This window comes from Anaerolinea thermolimosa, assembly GCF_001050195.2.
GTDB classification, from domain to species: domain Bacteria; phylum Chloroflexota; class Anaerolineae; order Anaerolineales; family Anaerolineaceae; genus Anaerolinea; species Anaerolinea thermolimosa.
Genome location: NZ_DF967965.1, coordinates 1,013,911 through 1,039,185, shown reverse-complemented (window position 1 = coordinate 1,039,185; position 25,275 = coordinate 1,013,911). Strand labels below are relative to the sequence as shown.

Here is a 25,275-nt window from a genome sequence, read left to right as displayed (position 1 = left end):
GGAGGCTACTTCAGAGGCGGCGAAAGCCTTCCAGATTGCAGCGCGGGCGTACCTTGCCAGGCATCCGGCATAGTGCAGGGTTCCACAAGCCGGGCTTACCAAAGCCCGGCGAATTTTCTTAACAGGCATTTTATGGCACCAATCATGGATTGTACTTCCAACGTTGAGAGAATCCCATGTTTGCAGCAATTTGCAACTGCGGAGCTATAGTTGCCTGAATTGTATTGGTAAATTGGCAAAGGCTCATTCGCCGAAATTCATCGATACTGCTGATTTTGAATAAAATCACGTAGTCTTCAAGCATTCTTTCAGCTCGAGTAAGTGTAGCAATGCTTTGCACTGCTTGGTATTGCATTTTAGCAAATGGTTCGAGATACGAAGGATCTGGAAGGTTGTCACTTTTAGATGCGTTTACTTCTTTAGGCGTGGGGATCAAGTTCCAAAGCAAATCATGTCCTACAAAGCGCCAAGGCAGGAAGTGATCAATAGAAAAATTACCCGGTAAGATCGGCTTGCTGGAATAGATGCAGATTAGCGGGCTGCTCTTTCTCAATACGAGATTCCAGAACAATCGCGCCGTTTTCAGGTCGCGGGTTTGGGGTTCGAATAGCTTTCCTGCAATGTTGGGGACATTTGGATTATGCTTTTGCAGATAATTGATCAGATGCCACAAACAGAAACCGGTGAGAATGGTCAGATGTTGTTGAAAATACTTGAACCACTCAGGGTGAATTTCGATAGCGGGATCGGGCGAATTGACGAACCGATACAAGCAGGGTTGACGAGAGTGAAAGGCTTGCTCTGCCATCTCTCGAATGTGACGGTTTATCTTCCAGTCTTGTTCACTTCTCAGGTTTTCCGCAAAAAATTGCCGCAGAAAACGGTAAGGAACATAATTGGCTAGAGAGGCAACCTGTTGACCGATCTCGTCTCTTTTTTGAAAGTGATCAAGAGCAGTTTTTACAATCATTTCAGAAGAGCTCTCAATAGAAATGCCTGTTCGTTCCATGATAAAGGCGACGATATTGCCAAGTTGATCCTGTTTTCCAAACGACAACTTGTTAATAATTGATTGGATACCACACCCTCGCTGTCATACGTGCGAGTAACTTTTGCATGGGTAAGATCCGTCCCTCCCCATCGCGAACGGCCTCTAAAATTGCCAGGAACCAGTAAAACTTGTAGGAATTGGTAACCTGATCGAAAATTGATGCCAGCGAACTAACAGGCAAGATGGAAGAGTATGGAAGAGAAACGCTAATCTCTTGATGTTCGTGCATAATGATTTATCTATGGTTGGCTGCAAAGAATTAAGAAAACCTGGGTAGAAAAGTGGTCAATATAGATTATAGGCCAACCCTTTGATAATGATCTTTTAGTATCAATACCGTGCTGTGGACTGTACGAGATAAATTTTCTGGATACGTTGAACATCTTTGCCGGGGCTTTTTATAAAGCAGGAATCAGGTGACAAAAGAGACCTTCTTCGGTTATGCTTTGAGTTGACCAAACAAAAACCATACCACAGAAACCAGGATGGTGTTTGATGTAGGGAGCCTGTACGCGCATTTTCAATGCCTGCAGGACACCAGGAAGCTCAGGGAGGTACGGTATCCGCTGGCACTGGTACTGCTGCTGATCGTACTGGCGAAGATCTGCGGAGAAGATCGTCCCAGCGGGATTGCCGAATGGGCCAAACATCGCACAGAGATGCTGGTGGAATGGATAAAGTTGAAGAGGAGAAGCATGCCGCATCACAGTACCTAACTCGATTTTAAGAAAGCCTTGAATCCACTCCCCAGAGGCATATAGAGCTTTCTATTATGGTGTTTATTGACTCTATAAGCACATGGGCTTTTATACCCATCTTTCGCAAATCGGCATTGTTTTAATGCAAAAAACGATTTTCGAAGCGAAAAATGATTATTCCATTTCACAGCACAAGATATGGTTCTGATTATTTATTTTGTCCCTTATATATGGTATATACTTAATAAGAATTCTGCGTTGCAACCCCTCGATCCGCTCTGAGGATATTGAAACCCGGTTGAGTTCAACCAGCATGTCTCCATACAGAAGGTTGCAACCCCTCGATCCGCTCTGAGGATATTGAAACTAAATTTTTCTAATGCTGTAAAAATTATCCGAATATTGTTGCAACCCCTCGATCCGCTCTGAGGATATTGAAACTTCAGTCACGTATGGCGGGCAGGCCAAATGGATGATGTTGCAACCCCTCGATCCGCTCTGAGGATATTGAAACTTGAAAAAGGTTTGAAGCCATGTTTCGGATGGCTTCCGTTGCAACCCCTCGATCCGCTCTGAGGATATTAAAATTATGAAATCTACAAGTTGTTCTTTTTTCGTTGAATCTGTTGCACCCCCTCAATCCACCCCAAGATATGAAAAGTTGACGATGGATTAACTTTTAAGACACATTCACCCTGTATGGGTGAATGTGTCTTTATAAAGAAAATTACGAAGGCAAAGGATTAATTTTATAGTGTCCAGAAGCCCTGGTCGTGTAAAGAAAATTTTCGCGGTTCTGTTAATACTGACCCGGGAACCCATCCGTGCCCGATACTTGATAAAGCATTCCATCCTTGAACCATATCGCGTCCGCTAAATGATTCGATATTTCCACTAATTTGAATGCACTCATTTATGAGGGTATGGGCTAAAAGGTGAGAGGTATAAATTTCTGGGTAATCAACATTTTGCGTATGCACTTCATACCCAAAAAATTGATTTTCCTCAACAAGGGTTCTCTCCCGGCTGAGCCATCCCTGTCCATGGCGTATATCACCACCTACAAAGAGTTGCGGTAACTGAGCAAGGGCATCTAAGACTTCATTATCCCCATTTATAAATATATACCCGGTTAGTCCCACTTTTTCTAAGACTGCATTTCCCCAGCGTGAGAAGGGCAGGAGGATTTCATGCTCCCGGAGAGTGCTCTCTTCCGCCACTTCGTTGTCTGGAGATATGGCTGTTGCAGGGCGAGTATACAAAAGCCACATTCGGAACTCTCTATCCTCGATTATCTTCTCGTCCTTTTCATCCCTTCTTAAGCACCACGCCAATCCCTTTACTTCAGAATTCCTTGGATCGTGAATGTATTTAGGTAACCATGGATACCAGTTGCCATCCATTTTCTGTGCAGGGAATAAATAACTGAATCGGACTTTCTTACGCAATTCCTCACCAACTCTTTCATAGTCCGGAAATTGCTCGCTTTGTTTGCGGGCAAGTTCGGCTGTGATTGCTCCCCAGAGAGTTCGTGCAGGCACATATAATCGTGTTCGATCCAGAATCCCTGCTGGGGTTGTACCTATGTGAAGCGGCGAGTCAAGAATCCATGTCCAGCGGTACAGTTTCCAATCAGACATATTTGTTATCCCCTGGCTTTAAGGTGGTAACGGGCATAGGAGAGGGCCTGGATAAATAAACTTCTTACGAACAACAATTGATCCAAGTCATTGGAGATTTGCGCAACCCTTTGTAAGATATCGCTGTCGCTATAGGATGATCTGGTTTCCACTTTATTCAGGAAAGACATGCTTTTCTTCGAAAACTTTCCAAAAACATCTTTCTCGCGGGCTTTCAGGTAAAGGAACATGGCATAAAGGCCTTGGGTTTCCAGGATTGCCAATGCAGCATTGATAATTTTCTCTGTCATTTTATCTATTTTGGCAATCTCTTCACCAAGGAGTGCGCATTCGACATCTAGATTTTGAATTTGTTGGTTCATGGCATAACCTCCGAATTAAACCAGAACTTTTATCCTTCCCATTCCACGTGTTCCCATACCTCCGATCCCTAAATGTTCAAAGAAAGGATGGGCTTTTTGGGTGATGTAATGTACATCTTCCATTTGTGGATTTTGCTTGAATGAGACCGGTTTGCTGTTTATGCGGTAATGGTTGGGGTTCTTACAAACGATTTCCCAATACAGGAATGTGGTACGTGGCAGGGCTTCATAGGTAAATAAAGCCCCATCTTCAGCGGCACCCGTTTCTGGATTAATCGACACTGAGGTGCGAACCTCTAAATTGCTGTTCACCACATGAGCGAACAGGTCATCGGATACAACACCCACTTTTTCGATTACGTAGTCAGGCACTTTTAAGTCTTGCAATTTCTCCTGTATTTTATTTACTACTTCTTTTTTCAACCCCATAATTGGAAGCATAAGCCAACCTAAATTAAGGGGAGAATTTGAATTTGTAGGATCAAGGAGATACAATCCTGCGGATTGAGATAATTCAATTTCAATGGAGAAGAAACGCATTGTATTTGGACTGGTGATCCAATATACCCCTTTTCGAGTTGGGACCGGGAAGAGCAGAACATGTGCATCGCTAAATGCTGCTAATCCGGCAAAACCACCCTCCTGCCCACGTGCAAACCCATATACGGTACAAATGGGACAATCAGGCTTACCACAATGCCCGCCAGTTCCATCAGACTGAGGTAAACCAACCCCTGCACATTGGGGATATTTTCCTTCTGCCATTGCTGAGTAGGAACGGTAAGTGCCAGCCAGACTGGAGCCAGGAATTTTAGGAATTTGAGTAGCAGGGTCACGTACAATTGTCGAATCAACGCGCCCCAAACGATTTCCTCCTGTACCAACATGAATGGGATCAATTGCCATCCCCAAATGAGAGAACTTTGTATAAGAGTTATTTGGATTATTCATTTATGCCTCCCGGTTCATAGAGTTTTATTTTTCTTTCGCAATGCTGAGGTGCCAATCGATTGTCCAGAGTAAAACACCCCTTTGAAAACTCTCTAGCAATTTTTCGATGTCTTCTCCAGATGTTGACGGTAATCTCTCTCTTAGATAAACGCGTAACAATTCTTCGGCAGCCTTTTTAGCAGATCCTGTTTGCTCTATTCTCCATTGGTGGGTTAGGCGCAGAAGTTCTGCTCTTAACATTTGTAACTGGGAAGTAACCATTGAACAGGACAAGAGTTCCCAGTTATCTCGCATGGTTTCCCAGTCTCTGAGGTAAAAAATAGTAGGGCTCTCAAATCGTCGAACGGTCGTATCCAGGAACACTGTAGTGATTTTAGAAGGATAAACCCGAATTTCCTCCTCAGGGGATACATCTTCCGCATGGCGATATACAGTGCCATTGGGGGTTTGGAAATCTCTATCCTTTTGCACAGCAGAATTGACCATTGCAAGATAGGGATAAAACACATCCTTTCTTCCATCAGGCAAATCTGTAGGGATTTCCCATTTTTCTATTCCGTTATCGGGATGGTGTAAATGGACTCTTACTTGCCCATTTTCGTTGGATTTTTCCTTAACTGTCCACTTCTCTGGTGCACTTCGTGATGTTAATTTATGCTCAATCGTTCGCGCCATCTCAATCACGGCTTGAAAAGACATTTTGCTTGGAAACACCACCACACCGATGTTGAGAGGCAGGCGATCCTGAACACAGGCAAATTGTTGACGCCATTCTCGGATCGCAACATCCACACACTTGGATGCAGTCTCAAGGGAAACCAGAATCCGGAATCGCAATGGACTGAGTTCCAGAGTAATGATTGGAAGATATTCTTGTAGAAGGGGGGAATCTTGGCTAACTTTCTTTATCTTAACCTGGATGGAGGGATCTTGAGGCTTTTCCGCATCCTTAAGCGTAAGAGTATTCTGGAATTTGTCGGGGGATGTTTGGTGAAGCAAAAGAAAGCGGGCTAAATTTGATGCGGTGATTAAGGCTTCACCATCAAAAAGAAAAGAGCAAGTTTGGTTTCCGATAAGGCCTTCATAGAGATGATTTTTTTGGAGTTTCTGTGTGTTTTCTGGAATGAAAGCCAATCGTCTCAGGCGCCAACGGTTAGGGTGCTTGGAAGATATTTCAGAAAATTTTTTGTAAAGGTGTTTAAAGAAATCCTCGCTTTGCCGCCAAAAACGATAGGTGCGGCCTGGTGAGGGTAATTTCCTGAACAATTGATGAGATAACCAGATAGCGCGTTCATGGTTCGTTAATGAAGCCCATTTAGGCGCTTCTTTGGTGCGATCTTCTACTATATCTTCAAAAAAAGTTTGCCAGTTTTGATAGGACTTGAAACCTTGATTGAGTGCCGCAAGGATATTGTCATTTTGGTTGAATTGAGAGAGTTTACCCTGAATGTAACCATGCAGTCGCATAAAGGCCGCTGTATTTGCTTGACCTAGTACATTGCCAAGATTTGCATTATGACGAAGCCAATCAGGAATGGCTTGAGCGCGCAGACTGTCTATGCGTTCCCCCTCCAGCCAGGGTTCTACATCCAATTGTAAAGTGATGAGCGCGATACGATCGTTGGAATCAGCAACTTCATCGAGCCAGATGGTCTCTGAGCCCGATTCCCCATTCAACCAATCCTGCAAACGATGAGAGCGTCGTTTAAGACATACTTCACACGGACGATCTTTATTGGTGGGATCACTATTTTGCCGTACACCACAGACCGGACATACATGCCCGGAGTTTTGATCATTCGTGCGGGGAAGCCAATAGCGGTGAACCGGGACGGAGAGAGCATGATCGGCATCATGTCGGGCTTTAACAATCGGAACGAGAGAGCGAGTAGGCGCACTCAAGAAGCAATAAGGCGGAGTTTCTAAATCGTATTGATGGGCAAGATCATCGGTTTGGTTTTCCAACCACTTCTGCCATGAAAAATCCTGGCTTTCAATCCACGATGCCGGTGACTGTTGGTCCTTGGACTCACCGGGAAATGTAAAGATGCACACCTCAGTATCACGATAAATAAGTGACCCAAGGGCAAGGTCTACCTCGATCAAGCGCTGGACACCTTCAAAGAATTCTTCCAGGATACGGGCCGTTCCCGTCCAGTCGCCAATCTTCACCGCCCGAGCTTCGTAGTACTCACTACCGATTCCAATGGTAAGCAGACGCCATCGAACCTTGCTCTTAATCCCTTTATCAGAAGTGGAAAATTGTGAATCTAACAAAGCACCTGCAATGGCACTTTTGAAGAGCGCCGCTGCAATGTAGGATTGATCCCACAAAGTGACATCGTTATTGGGAAGGCGCGTTTCGGCTAACGTGGAGAGGAAGGCTTTGCGGACAAACGCGTCTGGGCCAACCAAATGATTTCGCCATTGGAACCACTCATCTACCCTGGCATTATTATTTTTCAGATTATTGGCTTCCTTGAGTTTCCCTTTAATCTCGCCAATTAGATTATTCCATCCGTCAGATGTAAGGACAGAAGGAGGATCACTAAGAAGATTACGCTCGGGGGTGCCAAAAGCTGAGGATAGCCAAAGGTCAGGTTTGGTTTGAGCAAGGTATTCCACGGTTTTGGAAGCATAACTTTGTTTCTCAATACCTGAAGCCATCCCATGGGCGGCCTGGAGTAAACCTAATAAACCCGTGCCATTTTGATCGGCGTGTTTCGTGACTAAGTCGCGCCATAACCCCGGTAAAAAGCCCTGGCTCAAATGTGCGGGTAGCGAACTAGAGCCAAGAATTTTGGATAGGAGGTCGGGTTCAATGTTCTCGGTTTCAGCCCACCCTTTGTAATCATAAGAAGGTATCTCACCCGCCTGGTATTTCAAGAAATCTATTTTTGCTTTACCAGCCATATGAAACAAACCAATGGCTTCACAAAGCAACAAGAAAGGACGATGGTTTCTGAGAAGTTCTACCGGGTTTAGACCATTACTCGTCATGATCATTTCTCTCCACTGAGCAAGGTTTCGAGTTGGGATAACGCATTGGTAAGATCACCGGAAGACATTCGAGATTTAGTAGAAATGTACCATTGCTTAATTTGTGCCGTACCCCATCCGGAAGTTCGTTTCGCCGAGATGCCATAATGGGTGAGCAGGACTTCAATGGCTAAAAACAAATTTCTCAGCGCGGTTTTCTGTTCACTCTTGACCGTCATACCCGGGAAGGGTGCGTAAAGGAGAAACAATGTGCCCGATGCGCCAGCGGGTACAACTTCGTAATAAACAGGCTGGGTACCTGCCCGTTTGGAACGGTCATGAGGATTAATCACCTCATACCCAATTTGATCAAACCAGGTGGGATAGAACGCCAATACGCCCTGATTGAAATGCTCTTCTTCTCCCTTCTCGTTACCGAATAGATCCACGATCCAGTCGGGGTCTTTCCAGCCCTCCAATTTTCCATTGTATTTCTCCAGGTGTTGGCGCAGGCCGGATTGCATGCGACATGACCAGCGTAGCAACCCTTTCCAGGTAGTGGCTGGAATGTAAGGCACATCAAAAAGATGTTCTTTTCGAAGTGGGTTCTCAAGGATATGGAAAACGCGATCATCTTTGGAATACCAGGGGCGTTTGAGTTCGAAGTCTACCTTAATCGCTAACCAGGAAGGAAGTAAAGGCTTTTCGGGATACCTAAAAATGTCAGTAGCCTTAATGGAAGACAATGGCTTTTTCTCTTTTCTCTTTTTTAAAAAGTCAGCACGCGTACTGTTTTTAGTGTCTTTGTCTCCCGAAATATCAGCATGAAAGTGTCTTAATAATATTGAATCTTCGCTGTTCTCCTGATCATGTTTTGAAAGATAAGTCTCATGTTTTGAAAGATAAGTCCAATACTCGTAGGACATATTTTGTTTAACCTCCCTGATGATTGACCAATGTCTCAAGAATTGATTCGCCTGTAAGAAAACGGAATTCTTGGTTCCCCTGTATATTCCAGACTTCTCTCAGAGTATTTTCTATCTCACTAAAATCACTATTTTTAAGCACAAATCCATATGTGCGCTCATAACCACGCGTTTTAAAACTAAATACTTTCTTGCTTTCCCTTTGGCTTCCAGCCAGCCAACTCTTTCCCCAACTCGATCGTCCTTTCTCTTCAGGGCGCCCAAGGAGGCGGTTAAAGGTACTGTGATAGTCGCTTTGGCGGGCAAGGTAACGTCCCTTGACAACCCAGAAATGGCTTAGAGAGGCCCAGTTAAAGTCATCAGCATCATGACTGGATTTACACCAGTTTGGCCGTTTTATGTATTTTTGGAGGTTGTCTTTCCCGATCGTGAATAACTCTGGATTTCCTTCCAGAGTTATTAACCCATAATCTCTATGATGTATCATCATTTCCCGGCCTTTTTCGTCTGAGGGTTTGAACACCGTTTTCCCACCGAGGGCGGTATATTCTGAGATAATTCTCAATGTCAGGTCGAGCAAAGCCCATTCTTCATCGCAAATCATGCGTAGGGGGGTAAACCGCAGAATGAATATTGTATTGGCACTGATTGCATTTTGAATTGGTTGCCCGCTTTCATCTACAACCTCGAAGCGAAACTTACGCGCCCAACCAGTGCAACCAAACAATTCACAAACCACACAATGGCATTTTTCATTCTGATTATTTTTATTTTCTACTGGACATCGAGATTTGGCTGTGGGGTCACAGGCATAGCCACCTAATCCTCTCACCACAACTTCAAACCACCAGCGAATCGATCCGAGCAACCCGGGGAGGATCAACTGCTGATTTTGACGTTCTGCATTTCCTGTCCAGATATTGGTAATGGCTTTGAAACGCCATTCTTTAGACATTGTATTCATAAGCGATCCTCCCAAATCGACTCTAGTCTCTTACTCCGGGTCAATTTCTGCATCTACGCCCATCTGGCTGAAAGTCTCGCTCACCTTATCTTCCATTTCGCTTTCTGAGACAGCCCCTCCTTCCCGAGCAGTGTCAGCAATATTTTCCACCGCAATCACGATTTCACTGCGGAACTCTCTCGCACGACGCTCGATGAGTTCAAGATAATCCTCGCCGAGTGTGCGGCGCAGCATTTCCAGTTCGGAACAGAAGCGCTGCAGGTCATTTTGGGAAACCTTTCCGTTCATTTCCACACTGGCAAGACGGCGCAGGGTGTATTTGGGCAGGGTCTGGAATTCTTTCAAGTCTCGCAGCAGGGTTTGGATAAATGGCAGATATTCCTGTAAATCAGCCGCATGATTTGCCAAAGCACTTCTAAGGTTATTTTCGGCTTTAACGCTCAAGGACTGCTCGCTTTGGGGCATGGGAATATGCTCGCGATGTTCCTTGATGGCTTCATACGCGGGCCAGAAATTGGCGCTGAGCGCTTCCCGTGGGGTACCGGGCTGACATCGAATGTGCACAATGGCTTCCTCCAGGGAGAGAGCCTGTACTTCTGGTTTATCATCCCCTGTGTTGGGTACGGCGTGAATGAAAAGTTGCAGTCCCTTTCGTCGGAACACCAGCAATTCGTTGTTTTTGTCGCGTTTGGCGGTTTTCACCCGCGGCGGGAAGTCCGTCAGTCCTTTCACCATCTCCGGGAATTGTTCTTGAATGTCGAAGAATTCCCGGCGAATGGCGGTGAGCAGACTTTCTTCTTCTGTTTCTTCCGGGTTCGTGTTGAGGCGTTTGAAAAGTTCAGCAGGGGATGGAGTTTCATCCGGGGCAAAGATTTTGGCGTCTTCCCCAAGGGTGTTATGGATCAGGAACATCTTTTGGGCGGCAATCTCACGGCTTTTGACCACTTCAGCGCCCTGCTCTGTGGGGAAGAAATTGTAAATATGGAGCGTATCAAAAACTTTTGCGCCAATACGGTTGATACGCCCAAGGCGTTGAATGACGCGCGTTGGATTCCATGGGATATCGTAGTTGATACAGGCTCCAGCGCGGTTGAGGTTAACGCCTTCGGATAATTTGTCCGTTGCCAGAATGATATCGTAATCATCCCTTTGTTTGCCTTGGGAATAACTGGCGTCAAAATTGGCTAGCAAATCGTCGAAGAAACTCTTACTCAGCGCACCTTGCGCGACCAGTACACGCCCTGGAAATGCGGTTTGGATTTGAGGAGCAATATGGGCAACGGTATCCTGGTACTCGCTGAAGATCACCACCTTGCAGCGCGGTTGCCCTGGTTTTGGCTTTGATGCCAGGATTTCCTGAACTGCCTCGACCAGGCACTGGCTCTTTGGGTCCTGATGGACCAGGTTCAGCGTTTCAACCCGTTGCTTGATGTTCTTAAGCAGTGTCAGGTCAGCCCGAATATCCTCGATGAACTTCTCGGACTCGTCGAACTTGGCAATTTCATAAATGCGGTCATGACGCGGGTTCAGGTTGGGCTTCTCTGCCAACCTGTTGGCGAATGCCACCAGTGCTTCTTCGATGGTTTCTTCGTCTTCTTCCCAAATCTTTTCAATCAGAGTGCGATCCAGGATGTATTTACCGGTATTCTCGATAAAAGTCAGCACAATTTCGTGAATACGGATGAAATTCTCGATACTTTGGGCAAAAGCCCCGAACGAACTCTCGAAGCGTTTGACCAGCAAGCGCCGCATGAAATCGTACAGGTTGCGCTGTTGCTGGTAAGTAAATTCCTCTTCCAGTTTTTCACCCTGAGACTGCTTTTCATAGGCGAAAGGCTGGTAAATTGCACCACAGAACTGTCCTTCTTCCCCAAAGAAATCGTGGATGACCTGATCGTAGAAATGGGATTGTTCAGGACTCAGTTCGTAGAAGAGTTGGACAGGATCGGCGACTTCTGAGAGTTCTGTGAGTTCCTGTGAGTAAACAGGGTCTTTCTTGAGGTCAAGGCGGTTGCGGCGAATGATTACCGGTTCGATGACCGCACGGATTTCATCGGCGATACGCCGTACTTCCTGTTGTACCCGGCTGACCTGAATGGGCGGAAGGTCCTCAAAAATATCCGTGTAGTAGTTTTCAGCGCGTTTTTGTTTTTCGCCACCTGCGTTATAGTAGCGCAGGATATAGGAAAGTTTGCGAAACTCGCTGTTATAACGGGCGAAGCGTGCGGCAAGCCTCTCATCCAGTGTCAAAGTGGACTTGCCCGGCGGAATGAATAGTTTGAGCAAGGCGAAGATATCCAGGGGGGTGTTGTTAAAAGGTGTGGCAGTGAGCAGGATCACACCCCGATTTGCGCATATCTGGCTGAGGCGTTCATAGGCTTCGGTGTCTTCGTTGCGGAAACGATGGGCTTCATCCACAATGATGGTGGTCACATCATCACCGTAGGTGGATAAATATTCCTGCACCTTGTCCAGCGATCCCAGCGAGTACACATCCCAGTCGTGCAGCCCGAAATCGCTCAGGTATTTGTACCAGCCGCTGTCGCGGGTTTTGGGGTCGCCCATTAAAGCCGGGGGACAGATCACCAATCCGCGCCCGTTGCGCTCTCGTGCCAGCCAGCTGGCAATGATGGATTTTCCCAATCCCACCACGTCAGCCAGGATGACGCCCCCATATTGATTGAGAACTGTCAGGGCTTGTTGAACGGCTTCTTCCTGATAACGGTAAACCTTATAGCCCCGTGCCTGCATGATCCGTTTGATATGAGGGCTGAGAGACTTGAGTTCCATCAAATCCAGATACGTTTTCAGTACCAGCGCATAGGCTTCGAAGGGGGTAATCTCAGCAACTTGCGTTTGGCGGCGGATCACGCGGACGATTTTCTCCTTGTGTTCCGGCACTTCACTGATGGGGATGGCTTGTTCCCAAAGATCGTCGAAATATTTTTCGGCATCTTCCCAACCGTAATCCCCGATTTCCACATTGAATTCCTGCTGATCTGTAAGCCCGGCGCGGGTCAGGTTGCTCGAACCGGTAATAAAACGTCCGGGGGCGTTGACCAGCGAGCGCCCATCTTCATTTAAACAGAAGAGATAAAGTTTGGCATGGTTGGGGTCGAGAGTCTTGCGAATCTGCAGGGAGCCGCTTTCCAGTAATTCCAGGAAGAAAGAGACCTGTTCGTAGAACTCTTGGGTGTCGAAATCTTCATCACGCAGGGCGGAGCGCAGAGAAGCAAAATATCGTCCTACCAGTTCATCTCGATTGCATTGGGACGCTTCCGGGTCAGCAACTTCAATGACCTGTCCCATGTGCAGGTCGGTATCCAGCCCGACCAGAATTTTGATGGAAAAAGGGGTATTGGCCGAACGTGCGTTCGTCCAGCGCGTCTGTAACGCCTTGTAGAGTTCCCGCAAGCCGGAGAAGTAGAAGTATCCCACCAGGAATTTCAGTTCCTGGCTGTGTCGAATGAGGGTTTGGATGCGCTCTTTCAGGTTTTGCTGTTTGGCGTTGGTGATGAAGTTGTGAGCCATGCACTTTCCTCGATTCAGTGAAGGTGGGCAAGGCGCGGTTTGAGGGCATCTTCCAGGCGCACCATCGCATCAATCATGGCATCTTGAAGCGCATCCCAGTTTTCCTGGTTGGGAAGTCCGCCATGCCCACGAATCAGGTAAGCAATGCGCGCTGCACGCTTATCATCCAGACGCTGCCATTCCAGAGGCGCGCCAAAACTGGCTTCGATTTGCTCTTTGTGCTGGAGCAGAGCATCGAAATAGTGTTTGTTCTTTTCACTGTCCCCTGTATCAATATACAGTTCTACCCGGGCATGATCCTTCAAAACGACATATGCCCAGGTAAATCCGCTCTTCCCGGCACTCGTGCTGATCCAGTGATCTTTGCCGGGGGAGATGTTGGCAAATAAGGTGGATTTTTGCCTGGCTTTCTTCAGCAAACCATCCCAAAACTCCATTAGCAGGATGTGACGGCGTGCCAGTTCTTTGCGCTGTTCGCCGATTTGGCGGCTCTCCGCGCTTGGACCGGCAATGACCGTGAAGAGCGGCGCAGGCGGGGAGTTATCAATGCGCACCGCTTCGATCTGAAGCAGGTAAAAAGAGGTATCGTCGGGCAGGGTTTCGTTGAGCCAGTGCACCGCTTTTTCGTGTTCAGGGCGCGGCTGGCTGGTGATCCAGATCGCTGTTTTGGCATCGTGGTTGCTCATGTAAGTGATGAGTTTGCCCAAGTGGTCGTGATCGGTGCGCTCCAGTTGATTTTCGATGACCACTAGGTTGCCATCCGCATCTTCTGCCAGGATGTCCACGGCAAAATCTCCGGCGGCAGCTTCGGCTTCCACCAGCGAAAGGCGCAAACCGGTGGGATCGGAAAGCAGGTCGAGGTTTTCTGCCAGCCAGCGGGTGAAGTTCAGGGCTTCGTGATGCCAGACGTCGCGTAGGGGAATACGGGTGAGACGGGCAATGGGATTCATGGCGGGTTCTCCAGTTGGTGGTTACACACTCTTGGCTTTGCTGATGCGCTCCCAAACCAGTTGGCAGACAGCGCGGTACACTTCCTTACGTTCGTTTTCGGTCAGCCCTAAGGCATCAAAGACAATATCGTCCAGCGCTTTGCGGTCAGGAAGCGGTTGGGGGTCTTGCTCGGCGATGGGGATTTCAGAGTTGGGATCAATACCGCATTCGGTAAAAATACTTTTTGTCTCATAAGTGGACAAAGAATCTAAACTTACTATGTCTAAGGCCAAGCACGGAAATTTAACAATATCAATTCCTTCAGTTTTGAGAGCACCTTCTCCTAAATTGGCGCGGCCGTAAAGTTCTCTAATAAGTATTGATAGTACTGAAAAAAATGAAACAATATATTTATTATTTTGAATGGGTGTTATTTCAAATAGGTTGTGATCAACATAGACACCACTTGTATTTACAAATATTGCTAGTCTATCATTATGAATCATTGGCCATAAATATAAACCAGGAATTCGGTATCCTAAACTCCACCAATTTTTACGAGAATGCAGTGTAGAACCGAGATGATATTTCTTCTCTTCTCCCCACTGTATATACTCCAGTGCCTTAGTCCCTTTCAATTCCTCTTTACTTTGATGACACATAAAAATACGGTACTTCAAATCCTCTGGCTTGATGATAATCGTGCGGCACTCTCTCGGACTCTTTATAACCGGCTTCAAAAATTCTTCTTCAATTTCCCCTTCCCAACCGGCATCATTCCGTACGCGCAATAACCCCGGACGGGAACCCGGTCCTAAGGGGGTCAGATAGAAAAACTCATTTGCGCCAGTTGTGAAGCCTCGTCGAACTTCGGCAATATCCCCCAAACGAACAAGTTTCCCCTTGCCTTTCTCCAGAATGGTGAAATAGATTTCCGGCGCGCGCAGGTATTTGCCACCCCATTTATCGCCTTCATACTGCCCGGTGGTTTGCAATTCCTTTTCCCCACCCTCCGAGCCTTCGCGCAGAAGTTCCGCCGCGCTGAGCGGCACCACGCGGTAGTCTTCGGTGCGGGTAATTTCAACGGCGCGCTCAATTGCGATGAAGTTGTCTGAGAGCGCCGCTTCTTCAAAGGGGCGTTTGAACGCCACGAAGTGCACCACATGCTCAGTGGGTACCTCGCGCTCCGGCGCCCCGGCTACGCTGATGATGGTGTTCACATCGGCGCGCTCAAACGAACGTTTGGCGTGGTTGTCAATCACCAGGTAGAGCGGCGCTCTGCGCAGGAAGAATTCTTGCAGCCATCCTCCATAGCCTACATCCAGCCAGGAATTGGAACAGATGAAGACGTGCACCCCCTGCGGATTGAGCAAACGCAGAGAGCGAATATAAAAGCAGGTGTACAGGTCGGAACGCCCGTCGGGTTTGCGGTTCTTCTTGAACTCGTTCAACTGCACTTTCGATTTGGCAAAGTACTCCGGAAAATCCAGGCGCACCATTTCTTCCAGCGCCGCTTTGTAGTCCTTGGGATTCAGCCGCCCATTCGGATCGCTGATGCTTTCTTGGCGCACATAGGGCGGATTGCCGATGATGATATCAAAACCGCCCTGGTCAAAGAAAATCTCGGCAAATTCAATGGCCCAGATGAACGGGCGTTCGTCTTTTAAGTTGCGTTTTTGGTCTTCCAGCTCAGCGATCTCGGCTTCCAGCGCTTCCCGCTGTGCTTTGGCGGCTTGTGCCAGGTCCAGTTCTTGCTGCGTGGGCTTGATCTCAAATAAAGCATTCTGTTGAGGTTTAGGAGCCAGGAGTTTGCGGATTTCTGCCTTTCGGGACTCGATTTCCGCGTCCAGGATGGCGCGAAAGACGCTCAGTTCTTCCTGCTCAATGGGACGGTAATCGTTGCTCTGGTTATAGAAGAAGTCACGCTTCTTTTTCTTCAACTCGGTAATCTGACGTTTGATGGCGGGCGGCAGGCTGGCGTGCCCGTGGACCGGGAAGGTTTTACTGCCAATGCGCTGTACCAGCGAGTCACCGGTGCGCACCTTAAAGGTCAGGTTAGGCAGTAAGGGGTCTCGGGATTCCTTGAGTCCATCCGGCATATCCACAAACAGCGTCAGCCAGAGACGCAGGTGGTTAATCCAGACTGCCCAGCGTTTGACTTCCACGCCGTACAGCGAATTGGCAATGATGGCTTTCTTGCGATTGAAAGCAGATGGGGCTTGGGCTTTCAGGTCGGCGGGAGTGTTGTTACGGCTGTACAGGTTTTCGAGTACCTGGTCGAGCACCTGTAACATGCCAACCTCAAACGCTCCAGAACCGGCGGCTGGATCACAAACGGTGACTGATTCCAATTGTTTGATCAGGGTGCGGATTTCTGCAGGGGAGAAATCGCCCTGCCGCTGGTACTCATCGAATTCCTGCCCGGTTCCGGCTTCGCGGAAGAAGAGGTGATAGAGATCCTCCTTTTGGATAGAGGTGGTTTGTTCCAGCCATTTGACCAGCGCCAGGCGGCACATCAGGTCCACTTCAACCCGTGGTGTGTAGACCGCACCCTGTTCTTTGTTGGTAATGCGCTCGAAGATGATGCCCAGGAATTCGGGATTGAGTTCGAGTTCTTCGTCGTAAAGTTCGTTTTCTTCGACGGTAAAGTTGTACTCAAAGAGAAAATCAAAGAACGCCCCAATCACGTCATCCGGAAGCCACAATCCCTGATCATCTACTCCCCGCTTACGCTTGAACAGTTCACCGTTCAGATAGGGCGCCATTTGCAGAATATCCTGCGTCTTCTGAGAAAACGGTACATGTCCATAAGAGACCTTTTGTCCTGGAGAAGAGTTCAGCGCCTCGAAGAAGAGCGGCTCCAGCCATTCTTTGTAGAAAGTATTGCTTGCACCGGTACTTTGATATTCCGCCCAGAAATCCTGCAGAAAACGCGGATTGTCCCCCAACCAGCCTTTCTTTTGTACAAATCCTATGAAGATGGTGCGAATGGTGAAAAGAAGGGCAAAGTCCTTTGCGAGGTCTTTGTCCTCAGTCCCTTGCACTTTTGCCGCAATCTCACTGAATTTGATCTCAAATTCTTTATAAAATTCGTCGGATACCGCTTCGAGGGAGAAGGTTTGCAGAATGCTTTCGAGTTTGTCGAAGCTTGCCCTGCTCATCTGTTGAACAAAAGTCTTGTTGGGCAGAGCCGGGTCAACAAAGAAGGTGTATCGGCGGAAAGTACTGAACTGGCGGCGCGTGCCGTGATAGGAAACAGTTACCAGAGAGAGCCGGAAGCGCCCCGCACGATCATAAAAGGCGAAGATGGCAGCATTATGGTTGCTATCCTTGAGAATGCGTTTGACCAGTTCATACTGCTTGCGTTTGCTGGAGCGGGCAGTGAGTTCGTCTGAGACGTGAACAGCCCCCACCAAAACGGTTTGCGAGTGGGGTAATTCGATCACACCCATTTTCATGGCTTGATCGAAAGCATCATCCCGATTGAGGTAATTGGCAAGGTTCTCGGAAATTGGCCGAAAACTTGGGGCTTTTTGTCGTAAAAATGTTGTCAATTGCTGAGGAGAAAAGGATGTGATGAGTCTTTGGACGTTGTTTGTGGCCATATCAAACTTTTTCCCGAGAATGCTTGAAGTTTGGTGAAATCGTTTGTTTTCAGAACAATTCAAAAGTCAGGTGAAGAATTCATCACAAAATGGAGTGAATCAATCCGCCCACGCACGCATTTTGGTTCGCTTGCGCGGGCGGCAAAAGTTTGTTATGCTCTGTTTGCCGCAACGCGCCGCGACCGCGTTGCCATCTCAGCCTCGCCGATGTCCGCGGTGAGGCTGATTTATCTCTGGGTATTAGTATAGCAGGAAATTTTAACTTTCAAATCCGTTTTGAGGTGGCAGAATACCAAGCAAAAAATAACCACTTCATTACGGAGGAAAAACCATGTCGACTTCTATTCCGAATTCCGTTAATTTTTCTGATTTAGTTCAACAGTTCATCCAGGAACCCAGCCATGACCTCTCCAATGAGCCCACGAGAACGAATCCTGAATGCCATTAACCATAAACCGGTAGATCGTTTTCCAACCGATATATGGGCTGTACCTGAGGTGTGGCAAAAACTGAAAGATTACTTCCGCACCAATGACACCCTGGAAATTTACGAACACCTTGGAATCGATGGCATCATTGGCCTGAGTCCTGAATATCATGGGCCAGCCTTTCATGGGCCTGATCCCTCATTGACGTACAATGAATGGGGATGGGGTATGCGGAAAACCGAATACCAGGGGGGTATTTATGAGGAACAGGTGTATTTTCCGCTGGCTACAGCCGAAACCATCGAAGACCTGGAGCGCTTTCCATGGCCTGATCCGGAAGATTACGATTACAGTGTGATTGCAGAAAAAGCTCAAAAATTCCCCGATCGGGCAAGGATGTGCGGCTATTCAGCCATTTTTTACTACCACAACAATCTGCGAGGGCTGGAGTGCTCCCTGATGGATCCAATCCTGCGGCCTGAATTTACCCGTGTGCTTCTCCAGAAAATCTCAGATATATTTTTTGAATATCATCGCCGTTGTTTTGAAGCTGCTCCAGGCTTGATTGATATTACCCAGGTTACAGACGATTTCGGTTCTCAAAATGGGTTGCTCATCAGTCCAAAATTATTTGATGAATTTTATCGCCCACACATGCAACGAGCCATCGATCTTGCTCACTCCTTCGGGATTCAGGTTTTCCACCACGATGACGGAGACTGCCGCAGGCTCCTCCCCCGCCTGATTGAAATGGGAATCAACATATTAAACCCCATTCAATGGCGGTGTGGAAATTGGGACCTTTCAGAGCTTAAAGAAAGATACGGAGCAAGCATTTGTTTCCACGGCGGGGTCGACAATCAGAATACCCTGCCTTTTGGCTCCCCGGAGGATGTGGCGCGAGAGGTTCGCCGGTTAAAAGAAACACTGGGCTCTGATCAAACCGGTCTGATCATTGCCCCGTGTCATAATATTCAAGCCATTACCCCTCTGGAAAACATCCTGACTCTTTACAAAACCGCTTCAGAGGAATGAATTCGGTGCTTCATCACTTTCCACATCGAACTTCCACATAAATGGCATTCTCCAGTAAAACTGGTCCTTGAACCTTCACCATTCGAGGGTTGTCAACCAGTAAGGGGTAACGGCCGCTCATCCCCTCAGGAATATAAATCGATTGCGGATGCAAAGTGATGAACGTCCAGCCAGAGAACGTTCCATTCCACATCGATTCATCTCCACCAAAGGTTCGTGCGGCCTGTTCTTTCTGTACCGGGCAAAGAGTTCGTTTTCCAGATGAACGGTAAGCGGTGACTTTGACGGGAGGGAGGTTGAGAACCTCACTACCTGAAGCGATCCAGGCCTGTACAGGTGCCGGTAAACCTTCCGTGGATGCATTTGCAAATTGGCGCGAAAAACCCACCGCCACAACCACAATAATTGCCACTACCAGAAGAGTCACGACGAGAATCCCAAAGGTAAACAGTCTGGATTTTTCTGGTAATATTTCCTGCACTTCAGCCATGGCAGCATCCACCTGTTCCTCAGTAACCTCTGGGAGCATACTCAGGGCAAGCCGGGTCTTCCCGGAGGTATTCCCCAGCCTCCGCAACTGGAGGGCTCGCTTGACCAACTCCTCATGGCTCAGGCTTTTGCTCGAGGTTATCGGTCCTCCAGCAGGTTGTTCTATCTGACGATGATCGCAAGGTATCCATCCCCGAATCAGGGTCTCCGGGGTCCCCGGAGGGTACGCAACCAAACGCAGATAATTCCTGTCTTGAGAAACTTCAAAAGAAGCATTGCAATAATCGCAAAAGAGCTGGTCTGCAGTACTGAGGAAGCGCTTGATCATCAGCGAACTTCCACCACACACCGGACAGGTGATCTCATTCGCCCAGCTTTGCGGGATAGCCCCTTGTGCTTTGATATCTCCAGGAGTTGACATAGATTATGAAGGGAGATAGAGAAAATGGAATTACCTTTGATACCACCCGCAGTGGAAAGCATCCGGTACCGCTTCGCACTCAATTATAAGAAAATTACTGGAATCAAACGTTGAAGAATCGTTGCTTTTTACCTGGACCTGTGACCTGTTACTTCAACAATAGCCCACGCCAACGAGGTTGTTTGGAATAAGAGCCTAATTGCCATGCGAAAAAGCCCCTATTCCCAGAATAAATAACAGGAACAGAATCAGGGTAATCGTTATTTGCAACAGAAGCATGATGGCTTGCCCAACCCGGTATTGCATCCATAACCATCCAGGCTCCCAGGAGAGCCATCTTACCCGGGAGAATGATTGCTCCTGTTTGAGTTCTGCTTCAAGTTGATTGATTAAATATCCCTCTGGATAAAGATCAGCGGCCAGGAGACGTAGATCATTATCTCTGGCTGCGGTATACGAGAGCCTTTCCAGCGTCACATCCAGTTTCCAGCCGATCACATCAGCAACCTCAGTCGTTTCCAGACCGGCAAAGAGGTAAAGAGCCATGGCGTCTTGTTGTTTTACGGGTAATTTTCGCCATCTCTCATGGATTTCTGCTACTTGTGCCAGCCTCGCGAGTTGATCCTGGGGTGGATAGAAAAAACTCTCGGAAACGACAGGCATCGTCCGAAATTGTGAATGTATTGAAACCGCAATACGAAACAACCAGATTTTAAACTCTGCCCCGGAAATTTTAGAGAACCACTGTCTGGCCAGCCGGAACGTTTCCGCTGTCCAGACCAGGGCCTCCTGCCAGTCGCCACATCGAATTAAGTGATAGCGGTATACTGGAATCACTTGCTCATGATAATGTAAAAGAAACGCTTCGCGCTTTTCGTGGTATTGATCGTTCACCTGCCCCCCTTTTTACGGTCTGTTGTCTTACTCAACCTTTGCTCCAAAGACTCATCCGGGCAAACCCATTCCATACGCAGAACCTCAGGGTTTCTGAGATAATTCTGCGATCATCTCGTCCAACTGGGGCAGAATTGAAACCAGTTGTTCCTCAGAAGCCAGGTTAAAGACCTGCCAGAAGGCATCTTCCAGGGGGCGGCGGACAATCAACCAATCTGGAGAAGCAGGGGCTGGCCGAAGGGTTGAGTAAATCTCCCCGATCTGCTTTGAAATGGAAGTTTTAACCGGCTGTCCTTCTCCCAAAAGCAACCCTGAATACGCTTCATTCAGGCGTATCTGCTGCTCAGGACGACTCAGCCAGGCAATGAAAATCCAGGCAGCGCTTTCCTTCGTCGAAGAGGAATGGAAAATACCATAAGAATACCCATCTGATAATGCAATGGGAACTCCATCCACAGAGGGATAGGGTATGAAAAGCCATTGATCTTCAGAACCCACATTACTCAGCATGCGTTGCTGAGAAGCAAGCATCTGTAAAGTGCCCGAATAGGCCAGGGTATAACGTTCGGCAAAATACTGCTGAGGAACAGGATTGCGCCCGACCCATATACACCCATCCAGTTGCATCTTGCGTAAAAATTGTAATGCCCTGAGCGCTCCAGGTTGATCGAATTGGAAACTCACAGGCGCATTTTCCTTTTCGAATCGTGTTCCAAATGCACTCAACCAGCTGATCGCCGTCGTCGAAGAAAAATCCGCCAGCCACCCTCCTGTGCCACGTTTTTCCAGGTAAGGACTGCGGTTATTGGCCTGGGCCGCTGCACACATCTGCTCACGGAACTGGTCAACCGTCGATGGGGGAGCGTTATAACCAAGTTCCTGCGCCCATGACTGATTGTAGATCAGCCCATACGCTGTTCGCAGGGCCGGTATACCTACCTGCTTTTGATCTACCCGATCCTGTTCCCAGAAAACCTGACGGATCGATCCTATCACCTCTTGTGAAAGGCCCATCTCCGGAGCCCTCATCCAATCATCAAGCGGAATCACCACTCCGTCCTTTCCCCAGCGGGTAAGCAAAACCGACGGGGCGAGCACCAGATGAGGTGGATTTTCCCCGGCAGAAATTCCAGGGCTGCTCGCTAATATATCCTCACTTCCCACTGACACAGCACTTACCCGAATCCCGTATGAATTTTGCCGGGTAAATTCGTCTGCCAACTGGTTCAGCACCTCGGCAACCTTACCAGCGAAGGGATGCCATAGGGTGACCTCCTCGCCCCGGATTATATTCAGATCAATGACTGGTGTTGGGCTGGGGGTTGCTGATAGAAAAGGATGAGGGCGGGTTTCGACAGGGGTCGGTGTACTCTTGGCCTGGAGTTGGTCTTCGTTCGGATGCACCAGCTTTGGTTGTAGGCCAAACGGCGAACATGCCGAAAGCCCAAAGATTATTCCGGCCAACCAGACCAACCAGTGTGGAGAAAAACGGAGAGACTGCGAGTTCATCGAAGGGAAGTTTACCCGAATTTGTCAATTCATGCCATAAGGCCAATTTCACTCCATCGAGAAACACTATCCTTCAGAAAACAGTCTCCCTTGGATTCCGTCCACAGCCAGCCAGGATTAACAGAATGGAGATGCAACATCGAGGCTTCACCCCTGGTCGGCGTCGGGGCAGGTATTCGGTTATGGTCGGCTCCTGCATCATTGGTTGGGATCGCCGCCATCAGGAACAGCAGCACCAGGAACAACAAAAAAAGCGCCTTGAGCACCTTCATCTCTTCTTCTCCTTCCCGATATCCTTTCAGGCTCCTTCACTGTTATGACGCTGGGAGTGAAATGGAGTTCCAGGTATAGCCATAAAACAGGAAGGCTGGTTCTCACTGGTTCTGCGGTATAATCTTTGCCGAAGACTTTTGTTGATGATGAGGGAAGAGATCCGTGGCTCGAAACCGGTCACTTGAAGACCTGACAGTGGATGAGCTTCGCCAGCTGCTCATTGAAAAACGCCGCAGCGAACGCCACAAACGCCTGGAGCATTATCGCCGTACCGGACGAGTCATTATGGTTGAACCTCCACCCCTGACCTCACCGGTGGATAGCCATTCTGAACCCCTGTTGCTCGAAGATGAAAACCCGGCAGAGTCAAAACCCCGGGTAAGGGTCTGGTTTGACCGGGCACTTCTCTTTATTGAGCTGGCCGCGGTCCTCGGGTTGGCTTTCGTATTATTCAATGGGATGACGCTCCTCCGTAATCTTAATCGCGAAGTAGCCTCAGCTCTCACCCAGCCCACCCCTTCACCCACACCGCTCATCAGCGCAGTCATCCTGCCGTCGGGGCATACTCCACCAACCGAGCCAGGCGGGACACGGTTCAACGAAGAAGAAATCCCTGAACATCTTCGGCCTCTGGTGCAATCTCTGGCCAGCATTCCCCTGCCTACCCCTGGCCCGGCTCATGCCACCCGCATTCAAATTCAGGCCATTGGTGTTGATGCGCCGGTCGTTCAGGGAGATGGTTGGGAACAATTAAAAAAAGGGGTAGGCCAACACATTGGAACCCCCAATCCCGGGCAAAAAGGGAACATCGTCCTTTCGGCTCATAACGATGTCTTTGGTGAAATCTTTCGCGATCTTGACCGCCTCAACCCGGGAGACGAGATTCTTCTTTCTACCTCGCAACAGGTCTATGTATATATTGTCAAACAAACCCAAATTGTAGAACCCACAAGGGTAGATGTCATGAACCCTACCCAGGAGGCCATCCTCACCTTAATTTCCTGTTACCCATACATGGTAGACAATCAACGCATTGTTGTGACCGCAGAATTACAGGGAACGAAATAATCATCCACCCGATTACAGGAGTATATCTATGGCAAAAAAATATAAACGCAATGTCTCTCGCTCAGCACGTCCGGCAACCGAAAATGCCTCCTCGCCTTCACCTGCCCCTTCTACAGCTACACCTGGGCGCCGGGTAGCGCAGGCAGAGTTCAACCCCGATTATACTTACGTGATTAAGGATCTGAAGAGGATCGGAACGCTTGCCGGTTCATTCTTCATCATCCTGATTGTCCTGTCTTTCTTCCTCAAGTAAGATTGGCAATAATCGGGGATACCACACCCCTATTTGAGAATTTCATCGTAAAAAGTTCGGACTTTTTCACGAACGATCTGAACATCGGCTCTTTCTCGAATGAGCCGTTTGTTCATTTCTGCTGCCCGTTGCCGTAATCCCGATTCCTCCAGAGCAATCAGAATCGCTTCGGCTGTTGCATCGGGCTTTCCTGGTTCTACAAGCAGGCCATTTACTCCGGGAATAATCCATTCTCGTAGAGATTCAATATCCCCAGCCACCGGGAAGCATTCACAGGCAAGTGCTTCGAGCAAAGAATTAGGGGTGCCATCGTGCTGACTGATCGAAACCACCACACTGGAACGAACAAATAAATCCCACAAATGCGGCTGGGGCAGATGGGGTAATAGATACAATTTATGTTTCAGCTGGTACTTTTGAATGGCCTGAAGTGCCTCTGGTTGCCCGGCCATCGCCGGACAGATGAAAGCAACCTGAGGGTTTCGCTGTAACACCAGTGGAATTGCCTCAAAGAAAGTGTCATTCCGCACCGATCCCGGGCGAAACCCGCGCGGGTTTACCACCAGAGGAACACCCGCCGGTAAGAAATCGGTTAAAGGGTCAATCCGGTTATACCGAATACGTGCAATTTCATCCAGATCCACCCCGCCCGACCCCGGAATAACCATCGCGGGTTTCTCGGCCGCAAATCCCCAGGCACGTCCCAAACGAATGTCGCGGCTGGTATCTGCAACCAGCGCATTTGCCCTTTCAAGCGTCTGTCGGGTGAGATTGCCCATCCAGGGCGATCCCCTCGCATGAAGGGTCAGATCATTCCCCCAAACAGACACCACCAGTGGAACCTCTTCCGGAACTACCCGGCTTAACATTCCCTCAAAAGGAATGCGCATCGCGTGGATTAAATCGGGCTTCAGGTTATGAATGAGCCGCACCAATTTTTTTTGATAGGCCCAAAGCGTAATCGGCCCCAGGAAATACCGTGCAGAGAGCAAAACAGAACGAAACCGGGCAACCAATTTTTTCGATCCACGGTTAGCCATCGCCGGGTTTAAAGACCCGGACCCGGACTGAGTTCCAGCCGTTCTGGCAAACGCCACTGGCAACACATAAAGCGCCTCAACCCCGTCCACAGGTGCGCAAGGGAAGGTAGACACAAGCGTTACGCGGTATCCCAACGGACGGATAGACGCCAGGTAGCGTCGAGTTGTCGGGCTACGGCCATCAGCTACGATTACCACATGGTTGGTCATAAAATCATCCACCTGTTT

General features: G+C 48.3%; 19 protein-coding genes. 4 read left to right on the top strand and 15 right to left on the bottom strand.

Annotated features, from left to right (window positions below; all coding sequences use genetic code 11):
• Positions 1 to 142 precede the first annotated feature (142 nt).
• Complete coding sequence (locus ATHL_RS04735) at positions 143 to 1,009, bottom strand: HNH endonuclease domain-containing protein (RefSeq protein WP_201797935.1); 867 nt, start codon at positions 1,007 to 1,009, stop codon at positions 143 to 145.
• Positions 1,010 to 1,536: 527 nt separating this feature from the next.
• Between ATHL_RS04735 and ATHL_RS19625 the strand changes: the two genes are divergently transcribed.
• The gene (locus tag ATHL_RS19625) at positions 1,537 to 1,767 is read left to right on the top strand and encodes a transposase family protein (protein ID WP_062190310.1); all 231 of its coding nucleotides are present in this window, start codon (positions 1,537 to 1,539) and stop codon (positions 1,765 to 1,767) included.
• 731 nt (positions 1,768 to 2,498) lie between these two features.
• On the opposite strand, the gene ATHL_RS18760 is transcribed toward ATHL_RS19625, so the two are convergent.
• From ATHL_RS18760 to ATHL_RS04685, 9 genes are read right to left on the bottom strand one after another with little or no spacing between them, the layout of a single operon-like run.
• Positions 2,499 to 3,389 (bottom strand): hypothetical protein, encoded by an 891-nt coding sequence (locus tag ATHL_RS18760; RefSeq protein WP_162787577.1) that lies wholly within the window; start codon positions 3,387 to 3,389, stop codon positions 2,499 to 2,501.
• Positions 3,390 to 3,394: 5 nt separating this feature from the next.
• Entirely contained in the window at positions 3,395 to 3,751 is a 357-nt protein-coding gene (locus tag ATHL_RS04720) for a hypothetical protein (protein WP_062190306.1), read from the bottom strand.
• Between the two features lie 15 nt (positions 3,752 to 3,766).
• On the bottom strand, positions 3,767 to 4,702 hold the full coding sequence (cmr4, locus tag ATHL_RS04715) for a type III-B CRISPR module RAMP protein Cmr4 (RefSeq protein ID WP_084001178.1): 936 nt from the start codon (positions 4,700 to 4,702) through the stop codon (positions 3,767 to 3,769).
• 24 nt (positions 4,703 to 4,726) lie between these two features.
• Positions 4,727 to 7,708 (bottom strand): CRISPR-associated protein Csx11, encoded by a 2,982-nt coding sequence (locus tag ATHL_RS04710; protein WP_062190304.1) that lies wholly within the window; start codon positions 7,706 to 7,708, stop codon positions 4,727 to 4,729.
• Complete coding sequence (locus tag ATHL_RS04705; protein ID WP_062190302.1) at positions 7,705 to 8,607, bottom strand: RAMP superfamily CRISPR-associated protein; 903 nt, start codon at positions 8,605 to 8,607, stop codon at positions 7,705 to 7,707. The genes ATHL_RS04710 and ATHL_RS04705 overlap by 4 nt, the downstream gene beginning before the upstream one ends.
• Before the next feature lie 7 nt (positions 8,608 to 8,614).
• The gene (gene cmr1, locus ATHL_RS04700) at positions 8,615 to 9,571 is read right to left on the bottom strand and encodes a type III-B CRISPR module RAMP protein Cmr1 (RefSeq protein ID WP_062190300.1); all 957 of its coding nucleotides are present in this window, start codon (positions 9,569 to 9,571) and stop codon (positions 8,615 to 8,617) included.
• Between the two features lie 30 nt (positions 9,572 to 9,601).
• The gene (locus ATHL_RS04695; protein ID WP_062190298.1) at positions 9,602 to 13,102 is read right to left on the bottom strand and encodes a helicase-related protein; all 3,501 of its coding nucleotides are present in this window, start codon (positions 13,100 to 13,102) and stop codon (positions 9,602 to 9,604) included.
• A gap of 14 nt (positions 13,103 to 13,116) precedes the next feature.
• Entirely contained in the window at positions 13,117 to 14,052 is a 936-nt protein-coding gene (locus ATHL_RS04690) for a DUF4268 domain-containing protein (RefSeq protein WP_062190296.1), read from the bottom strand.
• A 21-nt stretch (positions 14,053 to 14,073) separates the two neighbouring features.
• Entirely contained in the window at positions 14,074 to 17,637 is a 3,564-nt protein-coding gene (locus tag ATHL_RS04685) for an Eco57I restriction-modification methylase domain-containing protein (protein ID WP_062190294.1), read from the bottom strand.
• A 401-nt stretch (positions 17,638 to 18,038) separates the two neighbouring features.
• On the opposite strand from ATHL_RS04685, the gene ATHL_RS04675 reads away from it, so the two are divergent.
• Entirely contained in the window at positions 18,039 to 19,100 is a 1,062-nt protein-coding gene (locus ATHL_RS04675; protein WP_062190290.1) for a uroporphyrinogen decarboxylase family protein, read from the top strand.
• A gap of 13 nt (positions 19,101 to 19,113) precedes the next feature.
• Here the strand turns inward: ATHL_RS04675 and ATHL_RS04670 are convergent, their stop codons facing one another.
• The 4 genes from ATHL_RS04670 to ATHL_RS04655 form a co-directional block, all read right to left on the bottom strand.
• Positions 19,114 to 20,010 (bottom strand): hypothetical protein, encoded by an 897-nt coding sequence (locus ATHL_RS04670; protein WP_162787576.1) that lies wholly within the window; start codon positions 20,008 to 20,010, stop codon positions 19,114 to 19,116.
• 195 nt (positions 20,011 to 20,205) lie between these two features.
• Entirely contained in the window at positions 20,206 to 20,904 is a 699-nt protein-coding gene (locus ATHL_RS04665) for an RNA polymerase sigma factor (RefSeq protein ID WP_062190287.1), read from the bottom strand.
• 84 nt (positions 20,905 to 20,988) lie between these two features.
• Positions 20,989 to 22,413: an ABC transporter substrate-binding protein gene (locus tag ATHL_RS04660; protein ID WP_062190285.1), complete on the bottom strand. Its 1,425-nt coding sequence runs from the start codon at positions 22,411 to 22,413 to the stop codon at positions 20,989 to 20,991.
• A 29-nt stretch (positions 22,414 to 22,442) separates the two neighbouring features.
• Positions 22,443 to 22,685 (bottom strand): hypothetical protein, encoded by a 243-nt coding sequence (locus tag ATHL_RS04655; RefSeq protein ID WP_062190283.1) that lies wholly within the window; start codon positions 22,683 to 22,685, stop codon positions 22,443 to 22,445.
• Positions 22,686 to 22,848: 163 nt separating this feature from the next.
• Here ATHL_RS04655 and ATHL_RS04650 point away from each other — a divergent pair, with 163 nt between their 5' ends.
• On the top strand, positions 22,849 to 23,754 hold the full coding sequence (locus tag ATHL_RS04650) for a sortase (protein WP_062190281.1): 906 nt from the start codon (positions 22,849 to 22,851) through the stop codon (positions 23,752 to 23,754).
• A 28-nt stretch (positions 23,755 to 23,782) separates the two neighbouring features.
• Positions 23,783 to 24,007 carry a hypothetical protein gene (locus ATHL_RS04645; RefSeq protein WP_062190279.1) on the top strand — a complete coding sequence of 75 codons (225 nt, stop codon included), beginning with the start codon at positions 23,783 to 23,785 and terminating at the stop codon, positions 24,005 to 24,007.
• Positions 24,008 to 24,036: 29 nt separating this feature from the next.
• Here the strand turns inward: ATHL_RS04645 and ATHL_RS04640 are convergent, their stop codons facing one another.
• Positions 24,037 to 25,257 carry a glycosyltransferase gene (locus tag ATHL_RS04640; RefSeq protein ID WP_084001177.1) on the bottom strand — a complete coding sequence of 407 codons (1,221 nt, stop codon included), beginning with the start codon at positions 25,255 to 25,257 and terminating at the stop codon, positions 24,037 to 24,039.
• Positions 25,258 to 25,275: the final 18 nt, after the last annotated feature.